Raw genomic sequence first — 17,907 nt, 5'->3', positions numbered from 1 at the left:
GCAACAAAAAAAGGCCGGCAGCCCCAGGGCTGCCGGCCTTTTCCTTTGCGCGCGCCTAGCGCTGCGCTTCGCGGTGCCGTAGCTGGCGCACCTGCAGGAACTGAAGCGCGACGGGAATCAGCGACAGGCCGATGATGATGACCGAGACCCAATGCAGGTTGGCCCGCACCCACGGGATCGAACCCAGCCAGTAGCCGGCCAGCAGCATCGACGAGCACCACAGGATGCCGCCGATGACGTTGTAGGTGTAGAACGTGCGGCGCGGCATCTGCGACAGGCCGGCGACGAACGGCGCCACGGTCCGGACGATGGGCACGAAACGCGCCACGGTGATGGTCATCGCGCCGAAACGCGCGAAGTACGCGCGCGCCCGCTCCATGTGATCGGGCTTGATCCAGCGGCTGCTGGCAAGCCTCTGCCCCCAGCGAGATGATCCTATGGAATAGTTCAGCGCGTCTCCCGCGATGGCGGCAGCGGTGATGGCCGCCAGCGAAATGGCCGGATCGACGCCGGCCAGCCCCAGGAACGCGCCCGCGGCGAACAGCAGCGAATCGCCGGGCAGGAATGGCATCACCACCAGGCCCGTTTCCACGAAGATGACCGCGGCGATGATCGCGGTGCCCAGCACCCAATTCTGCGCCAGCACCGCCATCAGGCCCTGCTCGCTGGTCAGCCAGGAAAACACTTCAGTAATGCTCATGATCGAATCTTTGAATCAAGGTTTGGCCTGCGCCGGCGCCGCCGGCATGCCGGCGCACATGCGCTGGCGGGACGCGGCGTCGATATCGATGCGCCAGACGAACCGCTTCCCGACGGACAGCCTCGGCGCCACGCCGGCGAGTACCGGATAGCGTCCGCCGTCGTCTTCCTGGCCCCAGATCCAGAAGCGCGATCCGTCCGCCGCTGCGCACATGCGCACGCGCATGTCGTCGGCGCCGATCAGCACGCGCTTGCCCATCACGGGGTCGAACTGGGCGGCGTCGTACAGTTCCTTGCGCCAGTTGTCGCGCTTGGGGATCTCGGGGTTCTGCCAATCGTCGACGATCCAGGCGGGTTCCTTGGCCTGGGTATAGAAACCCAGGTCGAAAGGCAAGCTATGCAGCGCCATGTGGATGTCCTGCGGCTGCATTTCCTTGCGCAATTCCCTGGCCAGCGGCCCGGCGCTGCCGCGCGGATTGGACGACGCGACGATGACCGCGGCCAGACAGATCACGGCGGATACCCCGACGGCGATCCAGGCGCCGCGCCGTTTGCCGGCCGCCCAGGCGGGCGCGACCCGTTCGCAGATCAGGAACGCCAGCGGCGGGAACACCGGCAGCACGTAGCCGATCAGCTTGGAATTGGGAATCGAGAAGAACACGATCACGACCGCGATCCAGATCGCCATCAGGCGCCGCAGGCCCTGCGGATCGGACTCGCGCCAATAGGCCGGCTTGAAGATCGAAATGCCCCACACCGACCACGGCAGCGACAGCCCCGCCACGATGGGCAGGTAGAACCAGAACGGTTGCGCGTTGTTGAAGCCGCCCTGCGAAAAACGCTCGAACTGCTGGTAGACGAAGAAGTACTGGTAGAAGCCGGGATGGCGCAATTCCATCAGCCAGAACCACGGCACCGCCACCAGCGCGAACGCCAGCAAGGCCGGCACCCACAGCAAGGCGCGCACGCCGGGCCAGTCGCGGCGCAGCAGCAGCCAGGCCAGCACGATGGCGCCGGGCAGCGCCACGCCGATCAGCCCCTTGGCCAGCACCGCCAGCGCGGCCAGCACGCCCGTGGCCACCGCCATGGCGCGGAACGGCCGCCCCGCGGCGCGGCGCAAGGCGGTGTCGGCCGCCGCCAGCACGCACAGGGTGATCATGCTGGCCACCAGCATGTCCATATTGGCGAACTGGGCGGCGCCAAAGAACAGCGGCATCATGCCCAGGATCACCACGGCCCAGCGCGCCTGCGCGGCATTGCGGTAGCGCGCCACGAAGGCGTAGAGCGCGGCGCCCGCGCTCCAGGCGCCCAGCAGCGAAGGCAACCGCGCGCTGAACTCGTGCACGCCGAACAGCACATAGCTGATCTGCGCAAGCCAGTAGTACAGCGGCGGCTTGTGGAAGTACGGCATGCCGTCAAGCAAGGGCACCATGGGCGAGCCGCTGCGCAGCATTTCCCAGGCCACCCCGGCATAACGCCCCTCGTCGGGCAGCGTCAGCCAGCGCGCCCAGGCCAGCGCCCCCAGCCACAGGGCCAGGCAAGCCAGCACCAGCCAGGCGGGCCAGGCACTGCGGCGCGCCCATAGACGGCGCTGGACGGAGGCAATGTGCTGCGGAGGTGCTTCGGGACGGGACGCTAGTCGCATGAGGAGCCGGAAAGGGTTCAGGAAAATGCAAGATTGCGCGCAGTATCGCCAGGCGCGCGTCAAGCTTTCATGAAATTTCCAAAAAATTTGCCTGCCGCCTACGTCGGATGCAGCCGGTCCAGCCTGAGCCGCTCGCGCTCGTCCGTCAGGCGGCGCATGGCGCCATAGGCCGCCGCAATCGCCGCCATGCCGCTGGCGCCGCATAGCAGGAACATCAGCAGTATCTGGTACTTTGCGGCCTCGATCGGATCCATGCCGGCGATGATCTGCCCGGTCATGATGCCCGGCAGGGTGATGATGCCGGCGGCCGACATCTGATTGATACTGGGCACGATGCCGCGCCGCACGGATTCGCGCAGCAAGGACGAAAACGCCTCGTGCACCGTCGCGCCCAGGGCCAACCGCGCCTCGATCGCCAGTTTCTCGCGCCGCGCGCCGGACAAGACCCCGTCCAGCGCCAGGCTGGCCGCGTTGAGCACGCTGCCCAGCACGATGCCGATCAGCGCGATGGTGTAGCGCGGGTCGTACCAGGGGTCCGGACGCAGCGCCGTGTTCAGGATGAACAGCACCGTGATAACCGTGGTTCCCGCCACCGCCATCGCGCCGACCCAGCCGTTGCCGCGGCCGGTCAGCCTGCCCCTGGGCCGCGCCGCCACCTCCCGCGCCGCCAGCGCCATCATCACCGCCACCACCAGCGCCGTCAGCCAGGGCGCGGCGTGCGCGAACACGATGCGCAGGATGTGGCCGACCAGCAGCAGCTGCACGACGGTGCGCACCGCGGCCCACAGCACCTGGCGCTGCAGGTTCAGGCGCAAGGCAAAGGAGATGCCCGCGCTGAGCAGCACCAGCAGCGAGGCAATGGCCAGGTCGGAGGCCTGCAGTTTGATCACGTCCATAGCGGTTCCAGCCTGCCCTGCTCCATGCGCCAGGAACGGCGCGCCAGACGCTGCGCCTGCGCCGGGCTGTGCGTCACCATCAAGATCGCTGCCCCGCCGTCCAGGTAGCGCCGCAGCTCCGCTTCCACCTGGTCCGTGGCGGCCTGATCCAGCGCGGCGGTCGGCTCGTCCAGCAGCAGCACGCGGGGCGCCAGCGCCAATGCGCGCACCAGGCCCAGGCGCTGGCGTTCGCCCGTGGACAGCTCATGCACCAGCGCGTCCAGCTTGTCAGGCGACAGCCCCAGGCGTTGCATGATGGCCAAGGCCTGGGCGCGGTCCGTGAAATGCCGCAGCACCAGATCGTCCCACCAGCCTGCTTCCGCCTGGCAGTACATGACCTTGCGGCGCCATTCATGACCCCGCATGCCCGAGCGCGGGCGGCCCTCAAGCAGCGCTTCACCATGCCCGGGGTCGAGGTCGGCGATCTGGCGCAGCAGAAGGGATTTGCCGGAACCTGACGGCCCCATGATGGCGGCGCATTCGCCTGCGGCCAGGTCCAGGCCGACGGGCGCAAGGCGTTCGCTATAGATACCGCGCAGCCTGAGCAGCGGGTGCGCGTCGGTGGTGGTGTTCGGCATGGATACAGATCTTAGCCCGTGGCGCCCCGGTCCGCACCCGGAACCACCTCGGTGATGCGTTAATCTCAAGCGCCCATCATGGCCCGCTGGCGTGCGACGATAGCGCGACGCAGCCCGTACACCGGCGCGCCTTTTCAGGAGTTTCGATGGAAGTTTCCTTGAGTGGCAGAATCGGCGGCCCCGAGGCCGGCGTCGCCTGGCTTGCCGGCATCGTCCAGCTTCGGCCGAAGCTGAAGTCCGCCCTGGCCGACCTGTCCGTCGCCGGCCTGCGGACCCTCGACGTCGAGTTGTGGATCGGCGGCAGCATCACCGACTACGGACCAGAAGGCTTTTCTTCCAGCGCCAGGTACTACGCGAAGAAGGAGTCCTTGCTGCTTGCCATCTCCGTGCCCAAGGCGGTGGCGGCGGCCTCCCCGCAAGAGCGTCCGGAACAAGCCCTGCAGGGCTGGCTGGCCGACGGCTTTACTTCCGCCAAGCTCCCGCGCAGTGCCCAGAAGCTGCCTTTTGCGCTCATTGCAGAGACGGTCCGCTCGTCCTTGGGCATCGCCCGGCAGTGACAGGAATGTTTGCGAAATGAAAAAGCCCGCCTGAGCGGGCTTTTTCTTGCAACGCCGGCGCCTCAGAGCATGTGCGCCAGGAACTCGCGGCTGCGCGCCTCTTGCGGAGCGCGGAAAAAGTCCGCCGAAGGCGCTTCCTCGATGATGCGGCCTTCGTCCATGAAGATGACCCGGTGCGCGACTTCGCGCGCAAAGCCCATTTCATGGGTGACGACCAGCATGGTCATGCGCTCGTCGGCCAGCTGCTTCATGGTGCGCAGCACTTCGCCGGTCAGTTCCGGGTCCAGCGCCGAGGTGGGTTCGTCGAACAGCATGATGTCCGGCTCCATGGCCAGCGCGCGGGCGATCGCCACACGCTGCTTCTGGCCGCCGGACAGGCGCGTCGGGTAGTTGTCGCGCTTGTTCAGCAGGCCCACCTTGCGCAGCAGCTCTTCCGCCTTGGGCACGATCTGGGCGCGGGTCATGCCCTTGACGGTGATGGGCGCCTCGATGATGTTCTGCAGCACGGTCATGTGCGGGAACAGGTTGAACGACTGGAACACCATGCCCATCTTGCGGCAGATGCGGCGCACGTCGGCGTCGCTGGCGTACTGGCTGCGTCCGCCCGGCACGGCGCGGGCCATGGCCTCGCCTTCGACCTCGATGCTGCCCTCGTCGATGGTTTCCAGGTGGTTCAGGCAGCGCAGGAAGGTGCTCTTGCCGGAGCCGGACGGGCCGATCACCGCGACCACTTCGCCCTGGCCCAGGCTGAGCGATACCCGGTCCAGCACGCGGTTGGGGCCGAACGACTTGATGATTTCGCGGGCCTCGATCATGACGGGACGCGCGGACGGAGAATTACTGGTCATATTTGGCATAGCGCTTTTCCATGTGCTGGAAGAACCACGTCAGGATCAGCGTCATGATGAGATAGAAGGCGGCGGCGACCAGGAACGGCGTGGTCGTGAAATCGCGCTGCACGATGCCGCGCGCCGTGCGCAGGATGTCGTTGAGCGCCAGCACGTAGATGAGCGAGGTGTCCTTGACCAGGGTGATGGTCTCGTTGCTCATGGGCGGCAGCACCCGCTGCACCATCTGCGGCAGCACGATGCGGCGCAGGGTCTGCAGATAGGTCATGCCCAGGACCTTGCTGCCCTCGTACTGGCCGCGGTCCACCGACTGGATGCCGGCGCGGAAGATCTCGGCGAAATAGGCCGCGTAGTTCAGCGCGAAGGCCACCACGGCGGCCGGAAAGTCCGGCAGGCGGATCCCGATCACCGGCACGAACGGCAGCGCGAAGTAGATGAACAGCATCTGCAGCATCAGCGGCGTGCCGCGCATGAGCCAGATATAGCCGTTGACCAGGCTGCTGGCCAGGCGCCATTTGGAGATCCGCACCAGCGCCAGCACCAGGCCCAGCGGGACGGCCAGCGCCAGCGTGATGAAAAACAGCGTCAGGGTGACTTTCGCGCCTTGCGCCAATGGCCCCAATAGGGAGAGAACGTAGTCCATGCAGTGGGTTCGCGCCGTCAGCGTCGGTGGACGCCGGGGCTGGATCGATTCATGAGTAAGCCCGCCTGGCGCCTTGGCGCCGCGGCGGGCTGCGAAATACAGGCCGGGACGCCCGCGCCGGATGGCCGCGGACGCCGCCCGCCCCTTACTTGATGATGTTGGCGCCGAACCACTGGGTGGCGATGCGGCCGGCGGTGCCGTCCTGCTTCATCGAATCCAGGGTCTTGTCCAGCTTGCCCAGCAGCTCGGTGTCGTCCTTGCGCACGCCGACGCCGTAGTCTTCGGTGCCGAAGTTCTCGTCCAGCACGCGGTATTCGCCGGCGCGCTTGCTGATCAGGTAGCGGCCCACCACTTCGTCCACCACGATGGCGTCCAGGCGGCCGGCGGCCAGGTCCATCAGCGCGGTGACGTTGTCGCCGAACTTCTTCACTTCCTTGATCTGGGCCGCGACCGGGTCCTTGGCGATGGCGTCGGTGGCGCTGCTGCCGTCCTGGGCGCCCACGACCTTGCCGGCCAGGTCAGCCTTGGCCTTCACGGGCGAGGCGTTGCCGACGATGATGATCTGGTGGTTGGCCATATAGGGCGCGGTGAAGCTGATGTTCTTCTTGCGCTCTTCGGTGATGGTCAGGCCGTTCCACAGCACGTCGACGCGCTTGCCGTTGAGTTCGGCTTCCTTGGCGCTCCAGTCGATGGGCTTGAACTCCACTTCCAGGCCCAGGCGCTTGCTGGCTTCCTTGGCCATGTCGATGTCGAAACCGACGATCTGGTTGTTCGAATCGCGGAAACCCATGGGCGGGAAGTTGTCATCCAGGCCGACCACGACCTTCTTGGCGGCGGCAGGCGCCTGCGCGCCGGCGGCGGGCGCATTGTCGCTGGGGCCGCAAGCCGTGAGCAGCGCGGTGGCGGAAGCGAGGAGTACAGCTGTCAGTTTTTTCATCGTTATGGATGCGCCGGGCGCAAGAATGAAGAATGCCGGAATGGCCAGTCAAAAAGCCGCGAGCCGGTATTTTATCCTCTTGCGGGAGCGCAATCCGTCCCCTGGGGCGACATTGCCCCCCAACCCGCCCCGGACGCCGCCCGCGCGGCGCCCGGACGCCCTGCTCTTCAATCCGGCTTGATCCCGGCCGACTTGATCAGGGTTTCATAGCGGCCGGCCTCTTCCTTCATGGCAGCCAGCGTGGCCTGGGGCGTGGAGCCGCGCACCAGCAGGCCGCGCGCTTCGTAGGTCTGGCGAAACGCTGGATCCGCCGTGACCGCCGTCACCGCCTGGTTGATCCGCGCCACCAGCACATCCGGCGTCTTGCCCGGGGCGAACAGGGTAAAGACCGTGGACGGAATGCTGCCGGCCTTGCCGCCCGCCTCCTGCAGCGTCGGCACGTCGGGCATCATGGCGGCCCGCTGCGAGGCGCCGGCGACCAGCACGCGGATCTTGCCGGCCTTGTACTGTTCCGACACCGCCAGGCCGCCCGCCATGACGCTGTCCACGTCGCCCGCCATGGTCGCTGTCATGGCCGGCGCCACGCCCTTGAACGGCACATAGGTGAACTGCACGCCCTCGGCGCTGGCCAGCATGGCCATGCCCAGATGGTTCACATGGCCCTGGCCGCCGGTGCCGACGTTGATGCGCTGCGGATTGGCCCGGGCGTAGTCGATGAATTCCTTATAGGTCTTGGCCGGAAAGGCATTGCTGACCGCCACGTACAGCTGGACCTGGCCCAGGTCGGTGACGGGCTTGAAATCTTCCTGCCAACGGTACGGCACCTTGGCATATAGAAAGGGATTGGTCTCCAGCGCCAGCCGGTCCACCATCAGCAGGGTATTGCCGTCGCCCGCCGCCTTGGCGACGTAGTCGCTGCCGATGATGGCGTTGGCGCCGGGGCGGTTCTCCACCACCACGGTCTTGCCGCTCTCCTTGAAGAGTCGGTTGCCCAGGTCGCGCGCCAGCACGTCGGGTTCGGTGCCGGGCGGATACGGCACCACGATCTTCACGGTGTCCGACGGCCAGGACTGGGCCGCGGCCTGGGTAGCTGGCAATAGCGCCAGCGCGGCCCACAAGACGGGTTGCAAACAACAACGGTACGGCGATCCCATGGTACTTCCCCTTGTATATGTCGTTTCCCGGAAGCGTCCGGCGACTGAGTTGCCGCTCCGAGCCAGGACGAACCCGGGCGGCTGGAAATCCAGATCAGGACCGGTCCGCTTCACCAGCGGCCGATCAGAATGCCCATCATCCGTTCGTGCGCATGCGTGCGCTCGCGTACTTCCTCGTCGGTTTCGGTGGCGCGGCGCTTGAGGCCTTCGTGCCAGTCCAGCAGTGCGGAACGCATCCGTGCCGCCACCGGCGCCATGCCCGGATCGGCGCCCAGGTCATGCAGTTCGCCAGGGTCGTCGCGCAGGTCGAACAGTTGCGCGGGATAGCCCTGCCAATGCAAGTATTTGTAGCGCTCGTCGCGGACCATGAGACCGGTGCACTCGCGCTCACCACGTCCCAGGAACAGGCGCGCCTCGCGGTAGGCGTAGTCCAGGCTGCCCACCACGTACTCGCGCGCGGGCGGCGCGGACTCCGACACGCCGCGGATGCCCGGCAGCAGCGAGCGGCCCTCGATGCGGTGCTCTTGCCCCGGCAGCGCCAGCGCGTCCAGCACCGTGGGGACGATGTCTATGCATTCGACGAAGGCTTCGCTGCGCGTGCCGCGGGTCGCGTCGGCGGCGGGCGCCGGGTCATGGACCAGGCAAGGCACGCGCATCGCGCTCTCGTAGAAGTACTCCTTTTCGCCCAGCCAGTGGTCGCCCAGGTGGTCGCCGTGGTCGGAGGTGAAGAGGATCAGCGTGTCCTTCAGCCTGCCGCTGCTCTCCAGGTAGTCCAGCAGCCGGCCGATCTGGTCGTCGATCTGCTTGACCAGCCCCATGTAGACCGGCCGTATGCTGCGCCAGACCTCGTCGCGGGCGAAGGACTCCGACTCTTCCAGCCGCTGGTAGGCGCCATGCACCGGATGCGGACGCTCGCGTTCCGCCTGCGAGCGTACCGGCGGCGCGCAGTCTTGCGCGCCGTACATGGCGTGGTAAGGCGCCGGCGCCTTGTACGGCCAGTGCGGCTTGATGTAGGAAAGATGCAGCGCCCAGGGCTGGTCGCCCTGCCCCTGCATGAAATCCAGCGCGCGGTCCGTGAGATAGGCCGTCTCGGAGTCCGCCGCGTCCACGCGGGCAGGCAGCGGCGCGTTGCGCATCAGCCAGCCGCTGGCGATGCTGCCGTCGGCGGCCTGGCTGCCCACCACGTAGTCTTCCCAGGGCCGTTCGCTGTCGTAGCCGCGTTCGCGCAGGTAGCGGCGGTAAGGGCTGTCCTTGGCCAATTCGAAATGGCCGTCGTAGCGCTCGATGGGCACGAAGCCGCCTTGCAGGAAACGTTGTTCGTCCTCGGCCGAATAGCCTTTGCCCCGCAATCCGGCGCGATCGGGCACGAAATGCGTCTTGCCCAGCAGGTGCAGCGGCAGGCCGGCCTGGGCCAGGTATTCACCCAGGCACCATTCGTCCACCGGATGCGGCACGCGGTTCCAGGTGACGCGGTGCGACAGTGGATAGCGGCCGGTGTAGTAGGACGCGCGCGACGGGCCGCAGACCGCGGACGTCACGTAGGCCCGGTCGTACTGCACTCCCATGCGCGCCAGCCGGTCGATGTGGGGCGTGCGCAGGGCGCCGGCTCCGCCATAACAGGACAGGTGGTCCGCGCGCAGCTGGTCGCACATGATGAACAGCACGTTGCGGACCGGGCCGTTCCCGGATTGGACAGGCGCGTTCATGGCTGCGCTCCGTTCAGCATGGCCCCGGGCGCATGTGCCGGACTGCTTGCCTGCGCCGCGGGCTGGCTTGTGGCCTGGGCGGCGCCCGGCACGAAGCGGGCGGCGTAGCGGCCCAGGGCATCGGCCGCGTCCTCGCGCCGGCCCAGCGCCGCGACGTAACGGTCCGGACGCACCAGCACCCAGTCGGCGCGGGTGCGCTGGAACCAGAAGTGCAGCGCGTTTTCCGTGTCCTGCAGCACGGGCAAGGCCCCGGCCTGCAGCTCGTCGGGATCGCAGCCGCTACGCGCGCGCTGCGCCGCCACGTAGCGGCAGCCCAGCTTGTCGAGCTGCGCGCGCAGGGCCGGCGGCAGCCCGGCGCGCGGATCGCGGCGCCAGCCTATCAGGGCGAAGCCCGCGCCCAGCGCTTCATCCAGGCGCAGCGTGGCGCCGTCCTCGCCTTCCACCAGCGGCTGGATGAACATGCGGCCGATGCACTCGCGCTGCGTCCTGTCGGCGCTGTCGCCTACCACACCGCTGCTGTAGCGCGGCATGGGCTTGAACTTCATCTGCAGCACATAGTCGCGGATTTTCGGAATGTTCCGGATCGACAGGAAGAACGTGTCGCGCAGCGCCGCCAGCACGGGATTGGTCTGCGACAGCATGGCGCCGAACATGTCGGCCAGCGAAATCATGGCGCGGGCATGGCTGTGGCGTTCGTCGTGGTAGCTCTGCAAGGCGGCCGGGTCCAGGCGGCCCTGCACGATCCAGGCCACCTTCCAGGCCAGGTTGAAGGCGTCGCGCAGGCCGGCGTTCAGGCCCTGGCCGATCCAGGGCGGAGTCAGGTGCGCGGCGTCGCCCGCCAGGCAGACCCGGCCCGAGACGAAGCTGCGCGCCACCCGCGAATTGTGCGTATAGACCCGTGCGCGAATGACGTTGAGCCTGGTCGGATCGGCGACGTGGTGGCGCAGCAGTTCCTGCACCTTTTCGGGCTGCAGCATCTGCTCGCCGTCCTCACCGGGAAACAGCATGAACTCCCAACGCCGCAGGCCGTAAGGCAGGCGCAGGCAGACATAGGGGCGGCGCGGCTCGCAATGCAGCGCCGTGTAGGGCGCGTCCAGGGGGTCCTGGTCGCATTCGATGACTACCCATTTGCGCGGATGCGTGTTGCCGTCGAAGGGCAATTGCAAGATGCGCTCGCGCACCGTGCTGCGCCCGCCGTCGGCGGCCAGCAGGTATTGCGTGCGGATCTCGCGCTCGGCGCCCTTGGCATCGCGCACCCGCACAGAGACGCCGCGCTCGTCCTGCGTCAGCGACAGCAGCTCGGTGCCGAGTTCCAGCGCCACATGGGGAAAGCGCCGCAGCCCGGCGCGCAGGGTGCGCTCGCCCAGCGGCTGCGAAAACAGGTTGCGGCGATACCAGCCGAACTCACGCGTGGCCGGCAGGATCTCGGCGAAGCAACGCTTGGTCCGCGTGTACATGCGCATGGGCACGTTCTGGATCATGTCGCGCAGCATCTCATCGGCCAGGCCCGCGCTCTGGAACGTGCGCATGGCCTCGTCATCCAGGCCCACCGCGCGCGGATAGTCCAGCACGTCCTGGTTGCGTTCCAGCACCAGCGTTTCCACGCCATAGCTGCCCAGCAGATTGGCCAGCGTCACGCCGACCGGCCCGGCGCCCACAACCAGCACCGGCACTTCTACGATATGCGCCATCTCGGCTCTCCCTTGGATTCTTGTCTTGTGCCTGGCGGGTTGCGCCTTGGGCTCGCCTCAGGCGCGCCGCAGGAACCCGCCGACGGCCTGCTCGAAGGCGGCCGGCCGGTCGTCGTGGATGTAATGGCCGGCGCCTTCGATCTCGACCCATTCCACGTTCGGGTTGCGCGCCGCCATGTCGCGGGCGGTCTGGGCCTGCAGGTAGTCCGAGCGCCCGCCGCGCACGACCAGGGTCGGACAGCTCAGCGCCTGGACCTGCGGCCACAGGTCCACCACGCGCGCCGGATCGGGATCAAGCCGGGTCGCGGCGATGCCCGCATGGTCGTGGCGCCAGGTCCAGCCGCCCGCCCCGTCCTCCTTCAGCATGTGGCGCAGCCGTTCCTCGCGGGCGGCTTCGGTCACGCTGGGCCGCAGCGCGCGCAGGTATTCGCGCGCCGCGGTTATGTCGGGAAAGGATTCGGGCGTTTCGCGCAGCTCGCGCTGGATGCGCGCCGCGCCCGCGCTGCCTTCGAAGGCGGCGGGTCCCGCATCCTCGACGATCAGGCGCCGCACGCGCTGCGGATGGCGGGCGGCAAAGACGATGGCCGCGATGCCGCCCATCGAATGTCCCAGCAGATCGAAGCGGTCCAGGCCCAGCGCGTCGGCCACGCTCGCCAGGTCGTCGACGTAGGCGTCGGTGTAGTAGTTGCGCCCCGGATCCCAGCTGCTGGCGCCGCGGCCGCGCTGGTCATAGGCCAGGACACGGAAGTCCGGCTGCAAGGCCTGCGCGATGCCGGCGAAGGTCTCGGCGTAGCCCCGGATGCCGTGCAGCATGAAGAGCGGACGCCCTGCCTGGGGGCCCCACTCGGTCAGGTGCAGGGTCATGCCGTTGACGGCGATTTCGGTGTCGCGGCGTTGCATGTGCGCTTCCTTTCAGCAGAGTCCGTCTTTGCCCTGGATTTCGCTGGCCGGGATGCCGCCCAGGCGCGCATGCAGGCGGCCGCGGGTGGCGAAGGCGAAGGCGATCAGCACTTCGTCGCGGTTGGGCGCGTCGCCGAACAGTGCCGTCACGCTGTCGTAGTGGGAACGGACATAGAGCGCGTCCTTGTGCGCCAGCGGAATGTCGATGACGGTGCCGGGGCCGCCGCGCTTGCCGGTGGAAGGCACCCAGGCCTTGCCGCCGCCAAGCGCTGCTCGCACGGGCTCGGCGAAGATGGTGGTCAGGAGCGCGTTGCCGTGCTCGTACTCGCCCTCGGTGCCCACCACGCAGGCCTTGCCGTAGCTTTCCAGCGGTTGGCCGCCAGCCGCGGCGATGATGCGCCGGCCGAATTCCTCGCCCAGCATGCCCGAGGGTTCGACGTAGCCCGACAGGTCGCGCTCGAAGCGCCCCGCGTAGGGGTTGTGCAGCGCGGCCGCGATGACGATCTTGCGCAGCGGCTCGCCGTCGGCGGGTTCGCCGGTTTCGGTAGCCAGGGTGTCGTCGATCTGCAAATACCACTTGCGGATGCGGTAGGGACCGAAATTGCTGTTGCTCATGGATGCTCCAGGAAATGTGGAATCAGTAAGGGATGCGCCGCGCGGGCGGTCAAAGCGGGTCCAGCGTCATGGGGACGCTGGGTGCGTTGTGGTCGTGCAGAACCTGCTTGCCCTCTTCGTCGCCGTGCACGGTTTCGCAGAAGAACTCGAAGCGGTGGCCGTCCGGGTCGGTGAAGTACAGGCCGTAGCCGACCTTGTGGTCGGTGATCTTCACCACGTCCACGCCCTTGGCCAGCAACATGCCGTAGAGGCGGCGCAGTTCGTCCACGTCGCCCTCGATCTCCAGGCCGTAGTGCTGCATGTTGACGGGGCCGCGGGCGGGCTCGCCCTCGGCCGCGCGGATCAGGGCGATGTCGTGGTGCTTGCGCCCGAAGGACAGGAACACCCATTGCTCGCCCCGCGCGGTCTCCTGCATGCCGAGCACGGATTCGTACCAGGGCGCCGACGCGAACGGGTCGCGTACGAACAGGGCCAGGTGGGTGCGCGCGATGCGCGGCCGGCGGTCTGCCGGCGCTAGCGTGGTGTTGGTGGACATGGCGGTCTCGGGCGGGTTGTCAGTTGATGGACTGGGGATGCGCGGTCACGGGCGCGGCATACGGCGTCCAGGCCACGGCGGTGATTTCGCTGAAGTCGCGCCATTCCTTGAACCAGCTGCGGCCGCCGTCGGTGGAACGGAACAGATGGCCGTACTTGGTGCCGGCGAAAGCCAGCCGCGGGTCGGCGGCGTGCACGCCGAAGGCCCAGAAGGTGGAATTGGGCGGCGTGTGCAGCAGCGCCGGCTGCCAGTTGCGGCCGCGGTCGGACGAACGGTAGATCCTGCTGCGCGTGCCGGGTGTGCCGTCGCCGATGGCCAGCAACAGCGTGTCGGGATCGTTCGGCAACGCCTGCACCGTGCGGGTGTAGTACATGCCGTCAAAGCGCGACTTGGATGCCACGCCGTCCCAGCGCCGGCCGTCGTCCTCGCTGAGGTAGACGGAGTTCACGGTCAGCGCCATGGCGGTCTTGGGCGCGGCGGCGGTGGCCGGCAGGACAGCTACGCAATGGATGTCGGGGTTGGCGATGGCATCGGCGTTGCCCTCCTCGTCCTCGCGCGACCAGGTGTCGCCGCCATCGCGGCTGCGCCACAGCCCGCCTTCCTCGACCCCGAACCAGACCTCGCGGCCGTCGTCCGGATCCACGCAGACCGACAGGATGCGCGGGCGGTTCACGCCGCGGCAGAATTCCGGCAGTTCAGGCGACAGGCGTTGCCAGCTGGCGCCGCCATCCTCCGAACGGAACATCGCTGCGCGCGAAGGCGCGCCGGTGCCCGCATACATGCGTCGCGGGTCTGTCGGGTCGATCGCCATGGCCCAGACAGTCATGCCGTTCATGGGGCTGTCCACCCGGGTGAAATGCGCGCCGCCGTCGGTGCTGACGCACATGCCGGCGTCGGCGCCAGCGAACACTCGGCGCGGATCGGCCGGGTCCACGGCCAGGCTGCGCACCGTGCCGTCGAACTCGATGGCTTCCTTCAGCCCCAGGCGGTGCCAGGTGGCGCCGTCGTCCACGCTGCGCAGTATTCCTTGGCCGGCCGTGCCGACCAGTATCGTGCCTTGCATATCCAGACTCCCCGAATGAGGTTCAGCGGTTCAAAGAAAGATGCCGCGCGTGATGCCGCCGTCCACCCCCAGCGATTCGCCGGTGATGGCGCCCGCCCGCGGCGACGCCAGGAACAGCACCGCGTCGGCGATCTCGGCCGGCTGCAGCACCCGGCGTATCGGCGTGGCCTTGGCATAGTTGGCCTCGACCTGGGCGGCCGTCAGCCCCTGCTTGGCGGCTTCCTTTTCATACAGTTCATGGATGTGGGGCGTCTCGACCACGCCCGGATGGATCACGTTGACCGTGATGCCATGCGGACCCAGCTGGTCCGACAAGGTCTTGGTCAGGTGGCAGATCGCCACGTTGCGCATGCCCGAGAGCTGCTTGCTGCCACGCCCGGTCAGCCCGCCGATGTTGACGATGCGGCCAAAGCCGCCCTGGCGCATGTGCGGCGCGGCCGCCTTGGCGCAGCGCATGTAGCCCACCACCTTGATGTTGATGTCTTCCAGCAGGCCCTCGGGATCGGCCTCGTCGATCTCGCTGCGCACCAGCCCGCCGGGATGGGCCGCGCCGTTGACCAGGATGTCGATGCGGCCGAAGTGTTCGGCCACGCGCTGCATCATGGCGTTGACCTGGGCCGTGTCCGACACGTCGGCCGCCACGCCCAGCACTTCCACGCCCGTGGCGCGGGTGATATCGGCCGCCACCTCGTCCAGCTGCGCCTGGCGGCGCGCCACGATGGCCACGCGCACGCCCTCGGCCGCCAGCGCTTCGGTCACCGCCCGCCCGATGCCCAGGCTGCCGCCCGTGACCACCGCGACCTTCCCCTTGAGTTGCAAGTCCATGTTTTGATGCTCCTTATATATAGCGGCGCCTACAGCGCCATCTCGATCAGGACCGGTCCTGGCTGGCGCAGCGCGGATTCCAGCTGCGCGGCCAGTTCTTCCGACGTCGCGGCGCGGCTGGCCTGCACCCCATAGCTGGACGCCAACCCCACCCAGTCGATGCGCGGGCGGTCCAGCGCAGTCAGTTCGGCGGCGCGCTCGCCCAGCACGGCGTTGCCGCGGCGCAGCTCGTTGCGCAGGATGGCGTACTGGTGGTTGGCGGCGATCAGCACCGTGACCGGCAGGTTTTCATGCGCCAGCGACCACAGCGCCTGGATCGTGTATTGGGTGCTGCCGTCGGACAGCACGGCCACCACGCGGCGTTCCGGACAGGCGATGGCGGCGCCCATGGCGACCGGCAAGCCCTGGCCGATGGCGCCGCCGGTATTGGTCAGCACGGTGTGCGGCGCGGCGCCGGCGGAAGCGGCATACAGCGGATAACCGCAGGTGCCGCCCTCGACCGAGACGATGGCGTCGTTGGGCAAGGCCCGCGCCACCACGGCCGCGATGGATTGCGGCGTCAGGGCGCCCGGCGCCGGTTCGCGCAACGGTGCGGCGGCGGGTTCGAAAGCCGGCGCGCCCGCCAATTCGGCCAGCGCCTCCAGGCGCGAGGCGGCGTCCTGGCCAGGCGCCGCCAGCTCCAGCAGGCGTTCCGCCGGCACCAGACGGCTGGGATGGCCGGCATAGCCGAAGTACGTCACGGGCGGCAGCGCCCCCACCAGCACCACCAGGTCGGCGGCGTCGAGCGCGGCGCGAGCGGGTTCCGGGAAATACGGCAGGCGGTCGAAGTCCGGCAAGCCCCGGCCGCGCTCCGATCTGGCGGGAAAGGTCTCGGCGTATGCCTTGCCACCCAGGGCGGCGCACAGGCGCGCGGCCGCAATCTGCGCGCGGCGTCCCAGGCCGCTGGCCGGGCCGCCCCCACCCAGCAGGAACAGCGGCTTTTGCGCGCGGCTCAGGCGCTGCCATGCGGCGGCGGCGTCGAAGGTCTCAGGTTCGGCAGCGGGCTGGACAGCCGCCTCCGGGGAATCCGCCGCCACGCTTTCAGCCTGGAAGTCAGCGGGAAAGATCAGCGTCGCGCCCTGCCCGCCATCGGCCAGGCTGGCCTGCACGGCGGCGCGCGCGGCGCCCGCCGCCTCCTGCGCGGACGCGATCCGTTGCACCCAGCCGGACACGGGACGCGCCAGCGATTCGATGTCCGAGGTCAGGGGCGCGTCGCATTCCAGGTGCCAACTGGCGTGGTCGCCGATGATGTTGACGATGGGAGTGCGGGCGCGGCGCGCGTTGTGCAGATTGGCGATGCCATTGGCGAAGCCCGGCCCCAGATGCAACAGGGTCGCGGCCGGCTTGCTGCTCAGCCGGCCGTAGCCGTCGGCCGCGCCAGTGCAGACGTTTTCCTGCAGGCCGACGACGCAGCGCATGCCGCGCACCTCCTCCATCGCACGCACCAGGTCCAGCTCGGTGGTGCCGGGATTGGCGAAACAGACTTCCACGCCCTGCTTGCGCAGAGCCTCCAGCAAGGCACTAGCTCCGGTCATGATTACCGCCTCCTTTTTTTGCTACTTTATCGTAATTTGATAAATGTGCAATTTCTTTTGGCGGATTGATGTCTGATAATTTATTAGAATTATCTATTTGATAGATCTGCAGGAAAGTCCTATACACACGCGTGCGCGCCGCGCGCGGTGGGGCGATTTGCCAATACGCGCCCCTTGGTGCACCCTCGCAGCACGTCTGCCTTCCCACGCCTCACACACATGAACAGTCTTCGCCGCATGCTCGATGTCCTGGACCTCTTTCAGCCCGACCGGCCGGTCCTGGACGTAGACGCCATCTGCCAGTTGCAGGGCTACGCGCCCGCCACCGCCTACCGCTACGTGCGCGAGCTGTGCGCCTGCGGCTTGCTGGTGCGCCTGCCCGCCGGCTACGCGCTGGGCCCGCGCATCATTGCCCTGGACCTGCAGATGCGGGAGTACGACCCCATGCTGACGGTCAGCCGCGACCTGATCGAGGAACTGTCCGGCCAGACCGGGCTGGACGTGCTGCTCAGCGCGCGCTACGACGACAAGGTGATCAACGTGCACCAGCAGGCGGGCCGCAATACCCAGGCCCTCAACTTCGGCCGTGGCCGGCACATGCCGCTGCTGCGCAGCGCGACCGCCCGCGTGATCCTGGCCAATCTGGGGCCGCGCCAGCTACGCCGCGTCTACGACGAGCACGCCGATGCATCCGACATGCAGCGGCTGGGCCAGGACTGGAAGTCTTTCTCCCGAGCCATGCTGCAAGTGCGCAAGGCCGGCTATTGCATCTCGTCAGGCGAACTGGATTCCGGCAAGACCGGGATCGCCGCGCCGATCTTCGATGAAGAGAACCATGTGCTGGGCAGCATCACGCTCATCGGCATGCAGGATGCCTTCGCGGCCTTCCGCGAGGACTACCTGGCCGGCCTGATCTGCCGCGCCGCCACCGAGATCACCCGGCGCATCGCGCAGGCGCCGACCAAGCTGCCGCAAGCGGCCTGATCCACGCCCCCAGTTCCA

Annotated in this window: 18 protein-coding genes; 2 read left to right on the top strand and 16 right to left on the bottom strand. The window is 68.0% G+C overall.

What is annotated here, in order from left to right; genetic code table 11:
* Positions 1-55: 55 nt before the first annotated feature.
* The 4 genes from N5C88_RS25925 to N5C88_RS25910 all read right to left on the bottom strand — a co-directional run bounded on the left by N5C88_RS25925 (position 56) and on the right by N5C88_RS25910 (position 3,857).
* Positions 56-700: a VTT domain-containing protein gene (locus tag N5C88_RS25925; RefSeq protein ID WP_118931988.1), complete on the bottom strand. Its 645-nt coding sequence runs from the start codon at positions 698-700 to the stop codon at positions 56-58.
* A 15-nt stretch (positions 701-715) separates the two neighbouring features.
* Positions 716-2,344 (bottom strand): glycosyltransferase family 39 protein, encoded by a 1,629-nt coding sequence (locus N5C88_RS25920; protein ID WP_280016519.1) that lies wholly within the window; start codon positions 2,342-2,344, stop codon positions 716-718.
* A 98-nt stretch (positions 2,345-2,442) separates the two neighbouring features.
* On the bottom strand, positions 2,443-3,240 hold the full coding sequence (fetB, locus tag N5C88_RS25915) for an iron export ABC transporter permease subunit FetB (RefSeq protein ID WP_118931987.1): 798 nt from the start codon (positions 3,238-3,240) through the stop codon (positions 2,443-2,445).
* Positions 3,231-3,857: an ATP-binding cassette domain-containing protein gene (locus N5C88_RS25910; RefSeq protein WP_118931986.1), complete on the bottom strand. Its 627-nt coding sequence runs from the start codon at positions 3,855-3,857 to the stop codon at positions 3,231-3,233. Before N5C88_RS25910 ends, fetB begins: the two co-directional genes overlap by 10 nt.
* A 158-nt stretch (positions 3,858-4,015) precedes the next feature.
* On the opposite strand from N5C88_RS25910, the gene N5C88_RS25905 reads away from it, so the two are divergent.
* Positions 4,016-4,414 carry a hypothetical protein gene (locus tag N5C88_RS25905; protein WP_280016518.1) on the top strand — a complete coding sequence of 133 codons (399 nt, stop codon included), beginning with the start codon at positions 4,016-4,018 and terminating at the stop codon, positions 4,412-4,414.
* Between the two features lie 62 nt (positions 4,415-4,476).
* Here the strand turns inward: N5C88_RS25905 and N5C88_RS25900 are convergent, their stop codons facing one another.
* From N5C88_RS25900 to N5C88_RS25845, 12 genes are all read right to left on the bottom strand, one after another.
* Complete coding sequence (locus N5C88_RS25900) at positions 4,477-5,229, bottom strand: amino acid ABC transporter ATP-binding protein (protein WP_118931984.1); 753 nt, start codon at positions 5,227-5,229, stop codon at positions 4,477-4,479.
* Positions 5,230-5,251: 22 nt separating this feature from the next.
* Positions 5,252-5,905, bottom strand: coding sequence for an amino acid ABC transporter permease (locus N5C88_RS25895; protein ID WP_054454544.1), 654 nt, complete (start codon positions 5,903-5,905; stop codon positions 5,252-5,254).
* A gap of 145 nt (positions 5,906-6,050) precedes the next feature.
* Positions 6,051-6,842 (bottom strand): amino acid ABC transporter substrate-binding protein, encoded by a 792-nt coding sequence (locus N5C88_RS25890; protein WP_118931983.1) that lies wholly within the window; start codon positions 6,840-6,842, stop codon positions 6,051-6,053.
* A gap of 167 nt (positions 6,843-7,009) precedes the next feature.
* On the bottom strand, positions 7,010-7,972 hold the full coding sequence (locus N5C88_RS25885) for a tripartite tricarboxylate transporter substrate binding protein (protein WP_280016517.1): 963 nt from the start codon (positions 7,970-7,972) through the stop codon (positions 7,010-7,012).
* A gap of 134 nt (positions 7,973-8,106) precedes the next feature.
* The gene (locus N5C88_RS25880; RefSeq protein WP_280016516.1) at positions 8,107-9,702 is read right to left on the bottom strand and encodes a sulfatase-like hydrolase/transferase; all 1,596 of its coding nucleotides are present in this window, start codon (positions 9,700-9,702) and stop codon (positions 8,107-8,109) included.
* On the bottom strand, positions 9,699-11,393 hold the full coding sequence (locus N5C88_RS25875; protein ID WP_118931980.1) for a bifunctional 3-(3-hydroxy-phenyl)propionate/3-hydroxycinnamic acid hydroxylase: 1,695 nt from the start codon (positions 11,391-11,393) through the stop codon (positions 9,699-9,701). Before N5C88_RS25875 ends, N5C88_RS25880 begins: the two co-directional genes overlap by 4 nt.
* A gap of 57 nt (positions 11,394-11,450) precedes the next feature.
* Entirely contained in the window at positions 11,451-12,293 is an 843-nt protein-coding gene (locus tag N5C88_RS25870) for an alpha/beta hydrolase (protein ID WP_118931979.1), read from the bottom strand.
* Positions 12,294-12,305: 12 nt separating this feature from the next.
* Positions 12,306-12,908, bottom strand: coding sequence for an amino acid synthesis family protein (locus N5C88_RS25865; RefSeq protein WP_280016515.1), 603 nt, complete (start codon positions 12,906-12,908; stop codon positions 12,306-12,308).
* Positions 12,909-12,957: 49 nt separating this feature from the next.
* Positions 12,958-13,443 carry a VOC family protein gene (locus tag N5C88_RS25860; protein ID WP_054454578.1) on the bottom strand — a complete coding sequence of 162 codons (486 nt, stop codon included), beginning with the start codon at positions 13,441-13,443 and terminating at the stop codon, positions 12,958-12,960.
* 19 nt (positions 13,444-13,462) lie between these two features.
* Positions 13,463-14,506: a glycosyl hydrolase gene (locus N5C88_RS25855; RefSeq protein WP_118931976.1), complete on the bottom strand. Its 1,044-nt coding sequence runs from the start codon at positions 14,504-14,506 to the stop codon at positions 13,463-13,465.
* A gap of 30 nt (positions 14,507-14,536) precedes the next feature.
* The gene (locus N5C88_RS25850) at positions 14,537-15,331 is read right to left on the bottom strand and encodes an SDR family oxidoreductase (protein WP_118931975.1); all 795 of its coding nucleotides are present in this window, start codon (positions 15,329-15,331) and stop codon (positions 14,537-14,539) included.
* Between the two features lie 29 nt (positions 15,332-15,360).
* A complete protein-coding gene (locus N5C88_RS25845) occupies positions 15,361-16,905 on the bottom strand; it encodes an acetolactate synthase large subunit (RefSeq protein WP_280016514.1) in 1,545 nt (514 codons plus the stop codon).
* Between the two features lie 219 nt (positions 16,906-17,124).
* Between N5C88_RS25845 and N5C88_RS25840 the strand changes: the two genes are divergently transcribed.
* Complete coding sequence (locus tag N5C88_RS25840; RefSeq protein WP_165867793.1) at positions 17,125-17,889, top strand: IclR family transcriptional regulator; 765 nt, start codon at positions 17,125-17,127, stop codon at positions 17,887-17,889.
* Positions 17,890-17,907: the final 18 nt, after the last annotated feature.

This window comes from Achromobacter sp. GD03932, from assembly GCF_029839485.1.
In the GTDB taxonomy this organism is placed as follows: domain Bacteria; phylum Pseudomonadota; class Gammaproteobacteria; order Burkholderiales; family Burkholderiaceae_B; genus Achromobacter; species Achromobacter bronchisepticus_A.
This window is presented reverse-complemented; position numbering and strand designations above follow the sequence as displayed.

Excerpts from the sequence above, each read along its gene's own strand:
- fetB (WP_118931987.1), bottom strand. The coding sequence starts at position 3,240 with ATGGACGTGATCAAACTGCAGGCCTCCGACCTGGCCATTGCCTCGCTG.
- N5C88_RS25840 (WP_165867793.1), top strand. The coding sequence starts at position 17,125 with ATGAACAGTCTTCGCCGCATGCTCGATGTCCTGGACCTCTTTCAGCCC.
- N5C88_RS25845 (WP_280016514.1), bottom strand. The coding sequence starts at position 16,905 with ATGACCGGAGCTAGTGCCTTGCTGGAGGCTCTGCGCAAGCAGGGCGTG.
- N5C88_RS25890 (WP_118931983.1), bottom strand. The coding sequence starts at position 6,842 with ATGAAAAAACTGACAGCTGTACTCCTCGCTTCCGCCACCGCGCTGCTC.
- N5C88_RS25870 (WP_118931979.1), bottom strand. The coding sequence starts at position 12,293 with ATGCAACGCCGCGACACCGAAATCGCCGTCAACGGCATGACCCTGCAC.
- N5C88_RS25850 (WP_118931975.1), bottom strand. The coding sequence starts at position 15,331 with ATGGACTTGCAACTCAAGGGGAAGGTCGCGGTGGTCACGGGCGGCAGC.
- N5C88_RS25925 (WP_118931988.1), bottom strand. The coding sequence starts at position 700 with ATGAGCATTACTGAAGTGTTTTCCTGGCTGACCAGCGAGCAGGGCCTG.
- N5C88_RS25900 (WP_118931984.1), bottom strand. The coding sequence starts at position 5,229 with ATGATCGAGGCCCGCGAAATCATCAAGTCGTTCGGCCCCAACCGCGTG.
- N5C88_RS25865 (WP_280016515.1), bottom strand. The coding sequence starts at position 12,908 with ATGAGCAACAGCAATTTCGGTCCCTACCGCATCCGCAAGTGGTATTTG.
- N5C88_RS25895 (WP_054454544.1), bottom strand. The coding sequence starts at position 5,905 with ATGGACTACGTTCTCTCCCTATTGGGGCCATTGGCGCAAGGCGCGAAA.
- N5C88_RS25880 (WP_280016516.1), bottom strand. The coding sequence starts at position 9,702 with ATGAACGCGCCTGTCCAATCCGGGAACGGCCCGGTCCGCAACGTGCTG.
- N5C88_RS25910 (WP_118931986.1), bottom strand. The coding sequence starts at position 3,857 with ATGCCGAACACCACCACCGACGCGCACCCGCTGCTCAGGCTGCGCGGT.
- N5C88_RS25855 (WP_118931976.1), bottom strand. The coding sequence starts at position 14,506 with ATGCAAGGCACGATACTGGTCGGCACGGCCGGCCAAGGAATACTGCGC.
- N5C88_RS25875 (WP_118931980.1), bottom strand. The coding sequence starts at position 11,393 with ATGGCGCATATCGTAGAAGTGCCGGTGCTGGTTGTGGGCGCCGGGCCG.
- N5C88_RS25860 (WP_054454578.1), bottom strand. The coding sequence starts at position 13,443 with ATGTCCACCAACACCACGCTAGCGCCGGCAGACCGCCGGCCGCGCATC.
- N5C88_RS25920 (WP_280016519.1), bottom strand. The coding sequence starts at position 2,344 with ATGCGACTAGCGTCCCGTCCCGAAGCACCTCCGCAGCACATTGCCTCC.